General features: G+C 63.8%; 15 protein-coding genes and 1 tRNA gene. 7 read left to right on the forward strand and 9 right to left on the reverse strand.

The features are described 5' to 3' along the window. The first annotated feature begins 43 nt into the window (after window positions 1-43). The 3 genes from ML540_RS15895 (at window position 44) to ML540_RS15905 (ending at window position 941) form a co-directional block, all read left to right on the forward strand. Window positions 44-427, forward strand: coding sequence for a pyridoxamine 5'-phosphate oxidase family protein (locus ML540_RS15895; protein ID WP_243363398.1), 384 nt, complete (start codon window positions 44-46; stop codon window positions 425-427). An 87-nt stretch (window positions 428-514) separates the two neighbouring features. Further along, window positions 515-590, forward strand: a tRNA-Arg gene (locus tag ML540_RS15900). A gap of 87 nt (window positions 591-677) precedes the next feature. After that, window positions 678-941 carry a hypothetical protein gene (locus tag ML540_RS15905; RefSeq protein WP_243363401.1) on the forward strand — a complete coding sequence of 88 codons (264 nt, stop codon included), beginning with the start codon at window positions 678-680 and terminating at the stop codon, window positions 939-941. A 106-nt stretch (window positions 942-1,047) separates the two neighbouring features. Here the strand turns inward: ML540_RS15905 and ML540_RS15910 are convergent, their stop codons facing one another. After that, on the reverse strand, window positions 1,048-1,950 hold the full coding sequence (locus tag ML540_RS15910) for a DMT family transporter (RefSeq protein ID WP_243363404.1): 903 nt from the start codon (window positions 1,948-1,950) through the stop codon (window positions 1,048-1,050). A gap of 273 nt (window positions 1,951-2,223) precedes the next feature. Here ML540_RS15910 and ML540_RS15915 point away from each other — a divergent pair, with 273 nt between their 5' ends. Continuing rightward, a complete protein-coding gene (locus tag ML540_RS15915; RefSeq protein WP_243363406.1) occupies window positions 2,224-2,673 on the forward strand; it encodes a nucleoside 2-deoxyribosyltransferase in 450 nt (149 codons plus the stop codon). A gap of 206 nt (window positions 2,674-2,879) precedes the next feature. On the opposite strand, the gene ML540_RS15920 is transcribed toward ML540_RS15915, so the two are convergent. Both ML540_RS15920 and ML540_RS15930 read right to left on the reverse strand, forming a co-directional pair. Next, window positions 2,880-3,281 carry a hypothetical protein gene (locus tag ML540_RS15920; RefSeq protein WP_243363408.1) on the reverse strand — a complete coding sequence of 134 codons (402 nt, stop codon included), beginning with the start codon at window positions 3,279-3,281 and terminating at the stop codon, window positions 2,880-2,882. A gap of 329 nt (window positions 3,282-3,610) precedes the next feature. Then, window positions 3,611-3,895, reverse strand: a complete 285-nt coding sequence (locus ML540_RS15930; RefSeq protein ID WP_243363411.1) for a c-type cytochrome — start codon at window positions 3,893-3,895, stop codon at window positions 3,611-3,613. A gap of 96 nt (window positions 3,896-3,991) precedes the next feature. Between ML540_RS15930 and ML540_RS15935 the strand changes: the two genes are divergently transcribed. Beyond that, a complete protein-coding gene (locus tag ML540_RS15935; RefSeq protein WP_243363413.1) occupies window positions 3,992-4,984 on the forward strand; it encodes an acetylserotonin O-methyltransferase in 993 nt (330 codons plus the stop codon). Between the two features lie 65 nt (window positions 4,985-5,049). Here ML540_RS15935 and ML540_RS15940 read toward each other — a convergent pair whose 3' ends face one another. Together ML540_RS15940 and ML540_RS15945 are read right to left on the reverse strand one after the other, a co-directional pair. Further along, window positions 5,050-5,637 (reverse strand): DJ-1/PfpI family protein, encoded by a 588-nt coding sequence (locus tag ML540_RS15940; protein ID WP_243363424.1) that lies wholly within the window; start codon window positions 5,635-5,637, stop codon window positions 5,050-5,052. 135 nt (window positions 5,638-5,772) lie between these two features. After that, window positions 5,773-6,498 carry an AraC family transcriptional regulator gene (locus ML540_RS15945; protein ID WP_243363435.1) on the reverse strand — a complete coding sequence of 242 codons (726 nt, stop codon included), beginning with the start codon at window positions 6,496-6,498 and terminating at the stop codon, window positions 5,773-5,775. Window positions 6,499-6,652: 154 nt separating this feature from the next. Between ML540_RS15945 and ML540_RS15950 the strand changes: the two genes are divergently transcribed. After that, complete coding sequence (locus tag ML540_RS15950) at window positions 6,653-7,654, forward strand: bile acid:sodium symporter family protein (RefSeq protein WP_243363438.1); 1,002 nt, start codon at window positions 6,653-6,655, stop codon at window positions 7,652-7,654. 82 nt (window positions 7,655-7,736) lie between these two features. On the opposite strand, the gene ML540_RS15955 is transcribed toward ML540_RS15950, so the two are convergent. From ML540_RS15955 to ML540_RS15970, 4 genes are all read right to left on the reverse strand, one after another. Then, window positions 7,737-8,093: a DsrE family protein gene (locus tag ML540_RS15955; protein WP_243363441.1), complete on the reverse strand. Its 357-nt coding sequence runs from the start codon at window positions 8,091-8,093 to the stop codon at window positions 7,737-7,739. Window positions 8,094-8,230: 137 nt separating this feature from the next. Beyond that, complete coding sequence (locus tag ML540_RS15960) at window positions 8,231-8,800, reverse strand: rhodanese-like domain-containing protein (RefSeq protein WP_243363445.1); 570 nt, start codon at window positions 8,798-8,800, stop codon at window positions 8,231-8,233. A gap of 213 nt (window positions 8,801-9,013) precedes the next feature. Then, window positions 9,014-11,818 carry a cellulose synthase subunit BcsC-related outer membrane protein gene (locus ML540_RS15965; protein ID WP_243363448.1) on the reverse strand — a complete coding sequence of 935 codons (2,805 nt, stop codon included), beginning with the start codon at window positions 11,816-11,818 and terminating at the stop codon, window positions 9,014-9,016. Beyond that, window positions 11,815-12,918 (reverse strand): family 8 glycosyl hydrolase, encoded by a 1,104-nt coding sequence (locus ML540_RS15970; RefSeq protein ID WP_279343493.1) that lies wholly within the window; start codon window positions 12,916-12,918, stop codon window positions 11,815-11,817. The genes ML540_RS15965 and ML540_RS15970 overlap by 4 nt, the downstream gene beginning before the upstream one ends. A gap of 376 nt (window positions 12,919-13,294) precedes the next feature. On the opposite strand from ML540_RS15970, the gene ML540_RS15975 reads away from it, so the two are divergent. Further along, window positions 13,295-13,531, forward strand: coding sequence for an amphi-Trp domain-containing protein (locus ML540_RS15975; protein ID WP_243363460.1), 237 nt, complete (start codon window positions 13,295-13,297; stop codon window positions 13,529-13,531). The last annotated feature ends 37 nt before the right edge of the window (window positions 13,532-13,568 follow it).

The raw sequence follows: 13,568 nt of genomic DNA on the forward strand, positions 1-13,568 counted from the left end.
ATATGAAGAATCTTGCTTGAATTGTTGGAAGAGCAGGAGGTCCATGACCATTCTTGACGACATGGCCCGGCTGATCCTCGATCGGAATCTGTGCGTGCTGGCCACGAGCTCCGACGGCATGCCGCACGCCTCGCCCATGTTCTGCATGCCAGAGCCGGACCTCGAATACATCCATATGGCCACGCTCGCAAACACGCGCAAGTGGGCGAACATTGCGGGCCAACCCCAACATGGCCCGTCTATCGAAGAGGGGGAGCCAGCACTCACCGTGGGCAGCGTGCTCGCCACCGTGAAGGGAACCGGCCAGCGGGAGAGCATTCTGGTCCTTCTTGAGACGAGCCCCCCACCGGAAGGATTTCCTGCGGGTGTCCGAATTCGAGCTGATCCGCCGCAAGCCGCTCCAGATCTAGTTTTTGACCGGTGCTGAGAATTTCCGGCGAATTAATTTGCAAAAAAATTGAAAGATTGCTTGACGGTCCCGGGTAATGTCTTTAAACACCCTCTTCTCGACGACGCGCCCGTAGCTCAGCGGATAGAGCGCCGGACTACGAATCCGTAGGTCGCACGTTCAAATCGTGCCGGGCGCACCAAGAAAACAGGGGTTTAGGACAACGGTCCTAAGCCCCTTTTTCTTTTCCGACAGCGGAAGCTTGCCGCACGCCAAGGAGGCCGCCATCATGAAGATTCTCATTCTTGCCGCAATCCTGACCTTATCCCTGTCGTTCCCGGGGAACGCGGAAGATGAGCAGGGAAAAGCCTTGTACGACAACAAGGGGAACTTCCAGGGCATCGCAAAGTCTGATTCGGCGGGGGGCTGGAACATCATGAGCAAGACGGGCGAGCTTGTGGCCCATGTGGACGCCCAGGGAAACGTCACCGATCCCCAGGGCCGCCCCAAGGGCCATGTGCGGCCAGCGCCTCAGGCGAAGCCCGCGCAGTGACCAGGCCGCGTCTCGTCATCATGCCTGGAGCGACACGAAAGCGGGCCGCCGGGTGTTCAGGGATTCTTGATCGTCAGGCGCGTCGAGGCTTCGCCACGGTCAATGCCTAGCCGAAAGAACGCCTGTCCACGGTCGCGACCAGGATTCCCGCGATGATGAGCCCGCCGCCGAAAATGTGGAACAGGGCGATATGTTCGTCCAGGATAACCACGGACTCAATAGCAGCAAACAGCGGCAGGCTGTAGTACACGATTCCCGCCAGGACCGGCCCGATGACGGAAATGGCCTTCGTCCAGAGCAGGTACGCGGCGAAGGAACAACCTATGCCGGCGTAGAGCACCGCCACAACCACGGAGGCATTCCAGGTCGGAGCGGGCATCACGGCCGCCTCCCACACCAGCGCGGGAACCATCAGAACTATGCCTGCGCCGAACATCGCCGCGTTGAAGCCCTCAAGGGAAATGCTGGCCGGTCTTTTGCGAATGAAGAGCGAGTACACCGCGAAGCAGGCCGAACCAGCCAGGGCCCACAGGTCCCCCGGGGTGAATTTCACCGCGGCGATATGTTGCCAGTCGCCGCGTGAAATGAGGGCCAGCACCCCCACGAGGACCACACCGACCCCTGCCAGGCGGCGGTAGGTGATGGGCTCGCCATAGATGATGCGCGACATGACGATGATCATGATCGGGGCCGTGGGGACCAGAAGCGCCATGTTCAGGCTTTGCGTGGTCTGGCCGGCCTTGTAGATCAGCGCGTTGAGGGCGGCGACCCCGACGAGGGCCATGGCGGCCAGGTAGCGCCAATGCTTTCGCATGCCGGGCCAATCGGCTCGGAGCTTGGGCAGGGCCACCGGAAGCATGCAGACAAGCGCCAGGGTCCACCGCCAGAAGTTCAGCTGAAGGGGCGGGATGTCGTGCGCGACGCCGCGGGCCAATACGAAATTACCCGCCCAGATGATCGTCGCGGCCAGGGCGGCGAGGTAGCCGTTTATCTTTGAGTTTGGTGGCATTGGGGGCTCTTTGGAGGCCGCGAAGACATTGCGGCCCAGTCGGGAGAGCTTACAGCGCTGCGGAGGGCGAGGCAACACGCGAGGCTGCTTCGATGGCGTGCGAGCCTGGCCGCCCGGCGGGACGACAATCCGCCCTTCTTCGATTATGCGTAGTTGACACGTTGCCTATCTCTGATCACCTAGGGGCAGAATGCGCAGGATGCGACGCCCCGCGAGCAGCCTCCACATCGCGCGGACATCGGATACCGCCATATCGGACAAAGGAAGCGAACCATGAACATAACCGTCCCCCCCGAGCTGGACCAGATCTACCTCGCCGGCCCCCTGTTCTCCGAGGCCAAGCAGGCGTGGCATCGCTCCACCAAGGCCCGCATCCAGTCCGAGACCGGCCGCAAGGTCATCTGGCCATACGAATTGCTCGATCAGTCCGAGATAGCGACCTGGGGCAACGACGCCCCCCGCAGGGTGATGGAGCGTTGCCGGGACGCCATGGCCGCCTGCAGTCTGGTGGTGGCGCTCCTGGACGGCCCCCAGGTCGACGACGGGACGGCCTGGGAAATCGGTTTCGCCCACGCCAGGTGCATCCCGGTCATCGGCATACGCACGGATTTCCGCGCCGCCGGAGACGTGCCGGGAGCCCTGGTTAACGCCATGATCCACGCCAGCTGCGAGCGGATCGTACGGAGCGTGGACGAACTGATCAAAGTGTTGAAGGCGATGTAGCGGGACAGGCGCGCACAGCGGTCGGACGCCTCGGCGCATGCGCCGAGGAACGAGAAGGCCGATCCTGGTCGATCTCGCGAACATGTTCTCAAGGGCCCTGGCCGAAACCAGGGCCTTTTGTTTTTACGATGGAGCGCTCTCGACGCGGAGCCCGGTATCGGCCGAAAGAGGCCGACACCGGGCGGGAGAACGAAACCGCCCGGGTTTCAATACCCCAGGTTCTTGCGCACGCACAGGTCGCGCGCGTGGTTGCAGTTGGCGATGCACACGGCGCGCTGGTTGGCATCTATATTCGTGTTGCAGGCGTTTGAGCAGCCGGTCCAGACCGTGTTGCAGTTGGCCTGGACATGCCTGGAGCGGTCATGCTGGGGGTTCTGCCCGCCGCCTGCACGACCCTCGATGACCACGGCCGGCGGAGGGGCTGGCACGTAGTAGCCGGGAGGCGGTGACGGAGCGTAATAAACCGGCGGTGGAGGCGGTGGCGGGGGCGGCGCATAGACCACGGGTCTGGGTTCATCCAACAGGACGATGCATCCCGTGGCGAGCCACGCCGAGGCCAACAGGACGGCGAACATCATGAGAGGCAATCTTCTACGGGCGATACGCATGTATTCCTCACACGGCAAAGGTGGGCCTCCTGTACGCCAGGTTGCCCACAAAAGCCCGTGTTGGTCGATTACTTTTTTGACAGAGTGATGGTACGCCGTGATGCTCACGGGCCATGCCGATCTGGAGTCCGTCATGTCGGCGGTGAATCAGGGGCACGTTTTCCGTTTCCTGACCAAGCCCTGTGCACGCGCGGAGGCGCGCTCATGCTGGCCCAGGGGCTCGAAATGAGCCGCTCCATGATCGAACGCCTGGAGAATCTGGCCTAGTCGCGTTCCATCAGGGAGCCCATCGCCGTGTTCATCCCGGCCCCCGAGCCTCACAAGATGCCTTAAAGCGTGGATATGTACTTGGCCAGGGCCTGCATGTCCTCGTCGCTCAGGTTCTTCACCAGGTTTTCCATGACCGTTTTCTTCTCACCGCCGTAGGTCTTGGCCTTGTAGCCGGTGAGGGCCTTGAGCACGTCTCCCTCGGCCTTGCTCTTCAGGAGCTTGCTGCCGTCCTGGCCGTGGCATCCCTGGCACCGCACGTACAGCTCCTTGCCATCGGCTGCAGCGGACACGGAAGCGAACATGCACACAAGAGCCAAACCGAGAGTGCAGGACATGATTCTCATGAAATTCCTCCGTATTTGTCGCAATGAAGATGTTTTGATACTGATCATCCCGAATCTACCGGACACTACGCCGCAAGGCAACAGGAGAAGCCGCTTATGACCATCGACGCATCCTCTCCCGCTGAACTGCTCCGGATTTCCGGCTCCTATTGGCCGACCTGCGCCCTGCACGCAGGGGCGATGCTCGACGTCTTCACGCCGCTCGACGGAGGCCCGGCGTCCGCCGCTTCCCTGGCGCCCTCCCTTGCGTGCGACGCCAGGGCGCTCACGATGCTCCTGAACGCCCTCGCCGCCATGGGCCTCGTCACCAAGGACGGCGACGCCTACGCCCTGAGCGATGCCGCCCGCCGGTTCCTGGTGAAGACCTCGCCGGACTACGTCGGCTACATCATCCGCCACCACCACCGGCTCATGCCCTCCTGGGCGCAGCTTCCCGACGCGGTACGCTCCGGGAAACCCGTGCGGGGTCGCGGCGGATCCGGGGACGGCCGCGAAGACTTCCTCCTGGGCATGTACAACCTAGCCTCGGCCATCGCCCCCAGGCTTGCCAAGTGCATCGACCTCACCGGCAGGGAGCGCTTCCTTGACCTGGGAGGCGGCCCCGGCACCTACGCGGTCCACTTCTGTCTGGCCAATCCGGGCCTGCAGGCCAGCGTGTTCGACCTGGACACGTCCGAGGCTTTCGCCCGCACCATCGCCGCCCGGCACGGCGTCGCGGACCGCATCGGCTTCATCCCGGGCGACTACCTCCAGGATCCCGTTCCCGGGGGATTTGATGTGGCCTGGCTGTCGCACATCCTGCACGCCGAAGATCCGGCTGGATGCCGGACCATCATCGGCAAGGCCGCCAAGGCACTCAAACCGGGCGGACTCGTGTTCATCCATGAGTTCATCCTGAATGACACCATGGACGGTCCCGAGTTCCCGGCGCTGTTTTCGCTGAACATGCTGCTGGGCACGGCCGGAGGCCAGTCCTACAGCGAGGCCCAGCTGCGAGGTATGCTCGAGGAAGCCGGTTTCCGAGACGTGAGAAGGCTCGATTTCAAGGGCCCCAACGATTCGGGAGTGCTGCGGGCCGTGGCCGGATAGCGGGCAAAAAACGGGCGCGGCCATACGGCCGCGCCCGCCTTGCTCGAGAACCTGCACAGGACGGACTAGGGCTCGATCTTCGAGCCGAGAATCCCCAGGAATTTGCGCATCCACTCGGGATGGGCGGGCCACGCCGGGGCGGTCACCAGGTTGCCGTCCGCGTGGGCGTTGGAAAATGTGTCGTTGATCTCCATCCACTTGCCTCCGGCAGCGATGATGTCCGGGCGCACGGCGGGATAGGCCGTGCATCCCTTGCCCTCGAGCACCCCCGCCGCCACCAGCACCTGCGGGCCATGGCAGATGGAGGCGATGGGCTTGCCCGACGAGGCGAAGTGCCGCACGATCTCCAGCACCCGTTCGTTGAGCCGGATGTACTCGGGGGCGCGCCCGCCGGGGATCACAAGCGCGTCGTAATCCAGCGGATCGAGTCTGTCGAAATCGTGGTTGATCATGAAGTTGTGGCCGGGCTTCTCGGTGTAGGTCTGGTCTCCCTCGAAGTCGTGGACAGCCGTTTTCACCTTGTCCCCGGCCTTTTTTCCCGGGCAGACGGCATGCACGTCATGTCCGACCATAAGAAGCATCTGGAAAGGAACCATCACCTCGTAATCCTCGACGAAATCACCGACGAGCATCAGGATGCGTTTTGCAGCCATCGTGGTCCTCCATGTATGGGCCGCCCTGCCGGGCGTTGCCGGTTGGCTCCCCCATAGCCGACTTTTCGACCGGATGTAAGCGGCAACACACGTGAAAATGCCCCAAACCGGGGAAGTATGAAATGCCCTGGCCGATCAGGAGGGGAAAAACTCGCCCGGAGTGCGCCCGAAATGGCGCTTGAAGGCGGCGATGAAGGCGGATGGCGATTCGTATCCGGAGTCGATGGAGACTGAGGTCACGCTCTCGCCCCGCTGCAGCCCCGAGAGCGACAGCAAGAGACGCAGGCGCAGGCGCCACTCCCTGAAACTGAGCCCCGTCTCCTTTTCGAACAGCCTGGCCAGGGTCCGGGCGGACATCCCGGCCGTGCCGGCCAGTTCCTCCAGGGTGCGGCTGTCGTCGGGCTGGTTGCGAAGCGCCGTGCAGATGCCCGCCAGGCGCGATTCCACGGGAAACGGCAGAGTGAAATCGGCTTCGGGCAAGGTCTCCAGCTGATCCAGGAGCACGGCGACCAGGCGCCCTTCAGGGCCGTCCATGGGATAGTCGGCCGGAAGAGCCGACACGGCCAGGATCAGTTCCCGGGCAAGCGGCGTCACCTCGAGCACCCGGCATGGGGCCTCGGCCACCCAGGGAGCGGCGTCGGAGTCGATGTAGAGCGAGCGCATGAGGGCCGGACCAGAGGAGACCACGGCGTGTTCGGTGTCGGGAGGGACCCACACCGCCCGCTGCGGCGGAACGATGTGGCTGCCCTGGGAGGTGCGCACCTCCAGAATGCCGCTGGAAGCATAGGTGAACTGTGCCCAGCTGTGGGCGTGAGGCTTGGTCCAGGATCCGGCAGCCAGGGATTCCGACCTGGAATGCACCGGCCGGGGGAGTTTGCGTAGTTGTGGTATCTCCCTGGGAGGGAGATTTTGTCCGTTTTGAGACATATATTGTGTTTCTATCGCTATGCCACATTGCCGGTCAATGGTTATCTGCAGAGCGGCAAGCTCGCGCCGAAACCCAAGGGAGTGACGCATGATCGCAAAGGCATTGAAACGGATGTCCAAGGACTGGTTCCTCGCCGGAATGATCTCGGCGGTGATACTGGCGACGCTTTTCCCCCAGGTCGGAATGACCGGCGGGACCATCCACGCGGACCAGCTGGCCGATTGGGGCATCTTCTCGGTGTTTCTGCTGCACGGACTGGGCTTAAGCACCGAGCGCATGTGGGCAGGCATGTCCCGCTGGAAGCTGCACCTGTCCGTGCAGCTCATGACCTTCGTGATGTTTCCCCTGCTGTGGCTCGGCATCAACGCCCTGTTCGGCAAGATGCTGGCTCCCGCGCTGCTTCTCGGGTTCTTTTACCTGTGCGCCCTGCCGTCCACCATCTCCTCTTCGGTGGCCATGACCGGCATCGCCAAGGGCAACGTGCCCGGGGCCATCTTCAACGCCACCCTGTCGAGCCTTCTTGGCGTCTTCCTCACCCCCCTGCTTGTCAGCTTCGTCACCGGAAGCGGCGTCGAGGGAGGCATCTCCCTGGGCCAGGCCATCATGAAGATTTCCATGCTGCTGCTCCTGCCCTTCCTCATCGGCCAGGCCCTGCGGCCCATGATCGGCACCTGGTTCGACAAACACAAGAAGACCATCAACCCCTTCGACAAGTGCGTCATCCTCATGCTGGTCTACAGCTCGTTCTGCGACTCGGTGAAGTCCGGCCTGTGGACCGACTACGGCATGGGGACCCTGGGGGCGGCCCTGCTGGGAGCGGGCGTGATCCTCACAGTGGTGCTCTTCTGCACCACCCGCATCGCCATCTGGATGGGCTTCGACATGGAGGACCGCATCACGGCCGTGATGTGCGGTTCCAAGAAGACCCTGGCCTCCGGCGTGCCCATGGCCAAGATGCTCTTCGGAGCCCATCCTGGACTTGGGCTCATCGTGCTGCCCATCATGTTCTACCACCAACTGCAGCTCTTCGCCTGCTCCATCCTGGCTGAACGCTACGCCCGCAGGCCTCGGCCCGAGACTGTCGCGTGATCTCCACCTTGGAAATTCTTCCTGAAAAAACGGGGCCGTCTAAGTGGACGGCCCCGTTTTTCTTGAAACAGCTGGTGCGCTTCTAGAAACTGAATACCTTGGCCTCCACCGCCATGTCGATGAGTACGGCGGCCGTGCTGATCTCGAATCCGGCCGGCAGGTCGTCTTCGCCGATGAGCCGGGCTTCCGCGCACGGCTTGCACACCAGGAACTTCACGTTCTTGGACCGGAGCTCGTTTATCTGGTCGATGAGGGCGTCTCCCGTAGGGATGCGCACCTTTTCGGCCATGCCCAGGTTCACCCAGTAGACGGCCTCGTCCAGCAAAAACACCGTCACATCGTGGCCCTTGTTGGCCGCGACCTTGGCCAGAAACAGGGCGCGTACGCTGCGGGTGGTGTCTTCCGGGCCGCGAGAGAGCACAAAGAGGAACTTGGTCATGGGAGCCTCCGGGAATTTTCCGGAATCATATCGCTGCTCTGCCCCAGGTGGTCAAGAGGGGGGTTCCCCGCTTTTGGGCGCGAAAAAGGGCGGCTCAGCCATGACCAAGCCACCCCTTCAAGACGTGTGCGTCCGCCCTACTTCGACCAGACCAGATCGGGATTCAGGGAGTAGGTCCAGGGCAGGCCGTAGTTCTTCCAGCCGTTCTTCATGCGCTTGCCGTTGTAGACGCTCTCGGGGTCGGTGACGGCGTCGCCCTCGAAGCTGTCCACCACGCTGTAGACATTGGTGAAACCAGCCTGGGCCAGCTTGTTCACCGCCGGAGCCGTGCGTTCTCCGTTACGGCACATAACCAGGATGGTGTCGTTCTTGCCGAGACGCATGGAGACCTGAGACGTGAAGTCGGGGTTGTCGTCCATTCCGTAACGCTTCGTCTCGGCATTGAACTTGGCGTTGAAGAGAGACACGGGGATATTCAGGGCCATTTCGGCATGCCCCACGAAGCTGTATTCCTCCGGGGTGCGCACATCCAGGATGGTCACTTCCTTGGGTTTGGCGCGCCACATCAGGTATGCCTCCATGGCGGTGCAATACTTGCCGAGGGTGGTCAGCTTGGCGGGATTCGACGGCGCCTGGCCGGTCTGGGCCAGGGCCACGGCGGCCCACAAAGCGGTGACGGTCAATACGAGGGCCAGAATCTTGCTCATGTGCCTCATTGTCGATCCTTGCGTGTGTGGTTGGAGGTGAATCGATTTACCGCAGGCATGATACCCCGCTCGGACAGTCATAACAACCGGGAACAAATCGGACCTGCGCATGGACGATTCATTCCCCGGGGCGAGCAACCCGGAGAAGACACAAAAAAGCGCCCAGGCCGATCCGGCCCGGGCGCTGGCGCGTCAACGTTCATCATCCTGGCGTCAATCACTGGCCAGCGGCGTGTAGTACCGGAAGAGCCCCTTGGGAGCCCAGAAGGACGCCTGGGGATCCAGGTACAGGCGCAGGCCGAGTCCGCCGTAGGCTTCGCGGAAATCAGCCGCGTTGTTCACGCCGCCGAAGACGCCAGCCGCGAGATAAGGCGTCAGGAGCTTGAGCGCCTCGCCCTTGGCCGAATAGGAGAACTTCGTGTCGCTCTTGCCGGAATAGCTGCCGCCGATCTCGGCGATCTGGCCGGACGTCGGCGCGAACACGGACGCCCCCGTGACCGGATACTTGGACGCCCCGGCGGTGCGCTCGTACATGTAGCCCACGGAGCCTTCCAGGTCGAACCAGTAGTCGCGGTATTGCGGCGAGCGCAGGCGCACGAACGGCCCGGCTATGAACAGCAGGTCGGGACTGTAGTAGCCGCCGTTGCCGAAGGTGTAGAAGTTCAGGTTGCGGGCGTAGTGCTTGATGGTCCCGAACGCGCCCAAGGCCAGCTGGTTGTCCAATATGTCGAAGGTCCTGCCGGCGGAGAGGTTGCCCTTGACCCCGGCGTTGTCCGCCACGTTGTGTCCCCAGATGTATTCGGCCCCGCCGCCCGCGCTCACGAACCACTTCTCCGCCGGGGTGAAAACGTACGCACCCTGCCCGCCGCTTCGCAGCACGCGCCCCCAGGTTTTGGACCCGTAGGGGTCGCGCTGGCCCACCCAGGAGAGGATGGACTCGGTGACGGGCTTCTGGTGCAGCTGCACCTCCCATTCGGGAGCCGAGGCGTTGGCGGTGAAGGTGGGCATCACGGCGATGGGGCCGCCGAGGGGGGTGGTCCCGCCTTGGAAGCGCAGTTTGTATGGCCCCTCCACATCCAGGGAGAGGCTTGGGGTATAGACGGTCAAGTCGGTGATGAGCGAATTGCGCGGGGGGACGCCGGACGCCTGGGCATAGTAGGACCCGGCGTATGGGATGGCGGGCGCGTTGCCGCTGGAAAGGAAGGTCGGGGTGAAGGCGCCCGTGAGCCGCCAGCCGTCCCGCCCGGCCAGGGAGTAACTTGCCGGGGCGCTCCATTCGGTGAGCCGGGAGAACCCGCTGTCGCCGGTCTTGGAGCGCACGAACCCCACGGCGTCCGCCATCTGGGTGGCCGCGTTGGCCGTGGCCGGGTCCTTGTTGTCCGAGGCGGAGGCAGCCAGGATGGGAGCGTTCTGGTCCTTGTAGAACCCCGCTGCTGCGGCCTTGCCCTCGGGGTTCGCATCCGCGGCCAGCTGCGCGGCCGTGCTGAAAGCCTTCACCCGCTGCCCGCTCCTGGAAAGGGCCAGAAGCATGGGCGAGAGGTAGCGCTTGTCACCCGTTGCGGCGTAGCGTTCCTGGAACACGGCGTAGGCCTGGGTGAAATCGCCCTTGCCGAAGGCGGTCCAGCCCTCAACCTCGCGGACCTCCGCCCCTTCCGGCCAGACGCCTGCCGCCTTTTTCGCCATGGCCGTGGCCAAGGGGTAGTCCTTGGCCTCCACGGCCGCGAAAGCCTTCTTGACGTAGACCTGATAGGCCAAATCCTTCATGGCCGGGTCTCCGGACTGCGCCGAGGCCACGGCCAAGGCCTCGTCCAGGCGGCCCAGGTGGTACAGGCAGTAGCCGAGCCCGGCCAGGACGTCCTGGCGGCTGGGATATTGGTCTTTCAGCGCGCGGAATGCGTCGTAAGCCTTGGCTGGCTCGCCCTTGTCCAGGGCGTCCCAAGCCAGGGCCGCTCGGGCGTCGGGGTCGCCAGGGCTCGCCTTGAGGATGTCCCCGGCCAGTTCGAGCCGCCGGGACTTGATTATTCCGGGCTGCCCCATCTCCTTCTTGTCCAGGACCACGGCCAGCTCCCGCAGGGACTGCAGCTGCTTTTCCGTGAGGCCCTTCGCCGTCTCCTGATAGCGGTGCAGATGCTCGCGGGCGATGTCCGGCGGGGTGATGGCGGCCAATTCGTAGAACGCGCCCAGGCGGATGCCGAAGTCCAGGCGCGGGCAGGACAGCAGTTTCGTGAGCACGGGCCGGGCCTGGGCCGACTGCCCCTGGCCGGAGAGCCCTTGGGCGATCTTGAGAAAAACGTCCGCGTCTGAGCACGAGCCCAGCGCCCCGGCGTACCGGGCCAGCATGGCCTGGAGCTTCGCGGCCGGGGGATTGGCCCCGGCCAGGGTGAATGCCTGGCGTACGCCCGCCTCGGCGGCGGGAGCCTGAGCCGTCTGAGTCGGTGAGGGCGCGGCCTCCTCGGGCTTGACCTCGGCCCACTGGCCACGCTGTGACTCGGGGAGCATGGCCGCGTAGCGTTTGAGCGCCTCACGGTCGCCCTGGGCCTTGAGCACGGTCAGAAGCGCCGGGAGCGTCTCCTGGAGGTTGTAGCCCGCGTCCACGGCCGCTTGGAAATTCTCCCGCGCCTGGGGGAGCTTGCCCAGGCGCACGCTCGTGTACCCCAGGCCCAGGCGGGCTCGCAGAGCTGTTTCGCCGCGCGCCGTGGCCAGGGCCTTGGCGAAGGCGTCCTCTGCCAGGAGCCAGTCCCCGGCCTTGAACCGCTCCCACCCCGCCGCGACGAGTTGATCGGCAGGGATGGCCACGCCATCGGCGTCACCGGAACCGGCCCGGCGGCCCGGCTGGGCTGACCGTTCCACCGACGACGGCTCCTGCGGGGTGGTCCTGACGCCGGGGGATTCCGATTCACGGACCACCGACGGTCCCTGCCCCTGCCTTTCCACCACGGGGGCCGCCGTCTGCGCGGAGGCGACGCCGCACAGGCCCGTGAGGAGCGCCGCGTAAATGATCGCGCGGTACCGTTTCATTGCAATCCTCGCGTCTTGGACATCAAAAACAGGACGTGGGAGTAATAGTCTTCCTTCTCGTTGGCGAGCTTGGCCTCGGCCTTTTCCCACAACGCGGCGGCTCCCGGGCCATCGCCCAGGGTTTCGGCGGCCCGGGCCAGCACGGCGTAGAAGCCCGCCGGGGCCTCGCCCTCGTCGTCCGCGCCGGGGGTGAGCCCGAAGCGCGCGGGAAGCGATCCGGACTTTTTGAAAAGCCCGATCACGTCCGTGAAACCGGCCAGGGAGGCGCGGTCCAGGTCCCAGGAGAGATAGAGCGGCACCCGGATGGCGTCGTAGGAGAAATAGCGGCCTTTATCCCCCCAGGGCGTCAGCGAGCCGCCCGAGAAGGCCATCCAGTCGGGCGGCAGCTTGAGCGGACCGGCCAGGGATTTCCCCACAAGCTCCCGGCAGGAGGCGTGAAGCCTGCGCCAGAAGGCCGTGTCGCCCGCGCGCGCCAGATCGTGAAACGCGGGGAAGACGAAATACGAAGGATTGAAGGCTATCTCGCCGGGTTTTACGAACCCTTCCCGGCCGGGCAGCAGGATCAGGCGCCCGCCCGCCTCGACGGTCAGCTTCGCCTGGATGGCCCCGGTCATGGCCCGGGCCGCGTCGATGTAGTCCTTGTTCTTCCAGCGTTCGCCGGCGCGAAGGAGCGTCCAGGCCAGGAAGATGTCGGCGTCGGAGGCGTCGTTGGCGTCAAGCACGCCCCAGGAACCGTCGTCGCGCCTGCCCCAGGCCCAGGCGGCGAGACCGTCCCGTCCGACCGTGACCAGGTTGTTGCGCGTCCAGGTCCACACCGTGTCAAAAAGGGCCTGCTCGCCGAAAGCCAGGGCCAGATACATGGTGAAGCCTTGTCCCTCGGAATGGCTCATCTGCTTGTTGACGAAGTCGATGACCCGGCCGTCCTGCTGGATGAACTTGGATTTGTAGGAGTCCCACTCGCGGGGAACCTGCGCATGGGCCATGGAAGGGGAACAAAACAGCAAAACAGACAGGGCGCAGACGCACCCCAGGCGCGGCGCGGTTGAAACGTCCCACTTCCAGGGAACAAGATGCCGAAGGAAACTCTGTTGCAATCGCATACCTCACCATTCACGCACGGCAAACATATCCATCCACACCGACGGACTGTTTCTGCCACGACAACAATATTTTTTCAAACACCAAGTCAAGTCGTCCCCATGTAATTTCGACTCTTGCGCGAAACAATTTTCACCCCATGCATCACCCTTTTGAAGGGAAATCCTCTCGCAATCGAAATTCCTCACAGATGAGACAAGGCGCTCCCGGAAGCTACACCACACAACATTTCAGATTTGTCATCCGCATCCACAGGAGACGTCATGACGCACATGAGCGACGCCAGGCTGAAATGAGTCCGGGAATTTCTCGCAAATGTAATGCAACCGGGACCAAGAACGGCTAAGGTTGCGGCAAATATCCGTTCAGGAGGAAATCATGGGAGAGAAGACCGTACTCATGGATGTGAAGGAGACCATGCTGCGCTACGACGCCGCCGTCATGCTCCGGAACCTGGCCGACGACCTGGCGCAGGGCAAGATCGCCACCTCCGGCGGCGACGTGGAGATCGGGGGCACCCTGAAGGTCGAATGCAAGGGCAAGCGCAAGCCCAAGGCCGAAGGCGCCAAGGCTTCCATCAAGATCGAGCTTTCCTGGCACGCCCCCGACGCCTGAAACGTGCAAGGCCCCTCTTGTCCGGACGCCCCGGCCG

The organism is Fundidesulfovibrio terrae (assembly GCF_022808915.1).
GTDB classification, from domain to species: Bacteria; Desulfobacterota; Desulfovibrionia; order Desulfovibrionales; family Desulfovibrionaceae; genus Fundidesulfovibrio; species Fundidesulfovibrio terrae.

Coding starts and splice junctions, on each gene's coding strand:
- ML540_RS15895 (WP_243363398.1), top strand. CDS start 44: ATGACCATTCTTGACGACATGGCCCGGCTGATCCTCGATCGGAATCTG.
- ML540_RS15905 (WP_243363401.1), top strand. CDS start 678: ATGAAGATTCTCATTCTTGCCGCAATCCTGACCTTATCCCTGTCGTTC.
- ML540_RS15910 (WP_243363404.1), bottom strand. CDS start 1,950: ATGCCACCAAACTCAAAGATAAACGGCTACCTCGCCGCCCTGGCCGCG.
- ML540_RS15915 (WP_243363406.1), top strand. CDS start 2,224: ATGAACATAACCGTCCCCCCCGAGCTGGACCAGATCTACCTCGCCGGC.
- ML540_RS15920 (WP_243363408.1), bottom strand. CDS start 3,281: ATGCGTATCGCCCGTAGAAGATTGCCTCTCATGATGTTCGCCGTCCTG.
- ML540_RS15930 (WP_243363411.1), bottom strand. CDS start 3,895: ATGAGAATCATGTCCTGCACTCTCGGTTTGGCTCTTGTGTGCATGTTC.
- ML540_RS15935 (WP_243363413.1), top strand. CDS start 3,992: ATGACCATCGACGCATCCTCTCCCGCTGAACTGCTCCGGATTTCCGGC.
- ML540_RS15940 (WP_243363424.1), bottom strand. CDS start 5,637: ATGGCTGCAAAACGCATCCTGATGCTCGTCGGTGATTTCGTCGAGGAT.
- ML540_RS15950 (WP_243363438.1), top strand. CDS start 6,653: ATGATCGCAAAGGCATTGAAACGGATGTCCAAGGACTGGTTCCTCGCC.
- ML540_RS15955 (WP_243363441.1), bottom strand. CDS start 8,093: ATGACCAAGTTCCTCTTTGTGCTCTCTCGCGGCCCGGAAGACACCACC.
- ML540_RS15960 (WP_243363445.1), bottom strand. CDS start 8,800: ATGAGCAAGATTCTGGCCCTCGTATTGACCGTCACCGCTTTGTGGGCC.
- ML540_RS15965 (WP_243363448.1), bottom strand. CDS start 11,818: ATGAAACGGTACCGCGCGATCATTTACGCGGCGCTCCTCACGGGCCTG.
- ML540_RS15970 (WP_279343493.1), bottom strand. CDS start 12,918: ATGCGATTGCAACAGAGTTTCCTTCGGCATCTTGTTCCCTGGAAGTGG.
- ML540_RS15975 (WP_243363460.1), top strand. CDS start 13,295: ATGGGAGAGAAGACCGTACTCATGGATGTGAAGGAGACCATGCTGCGC.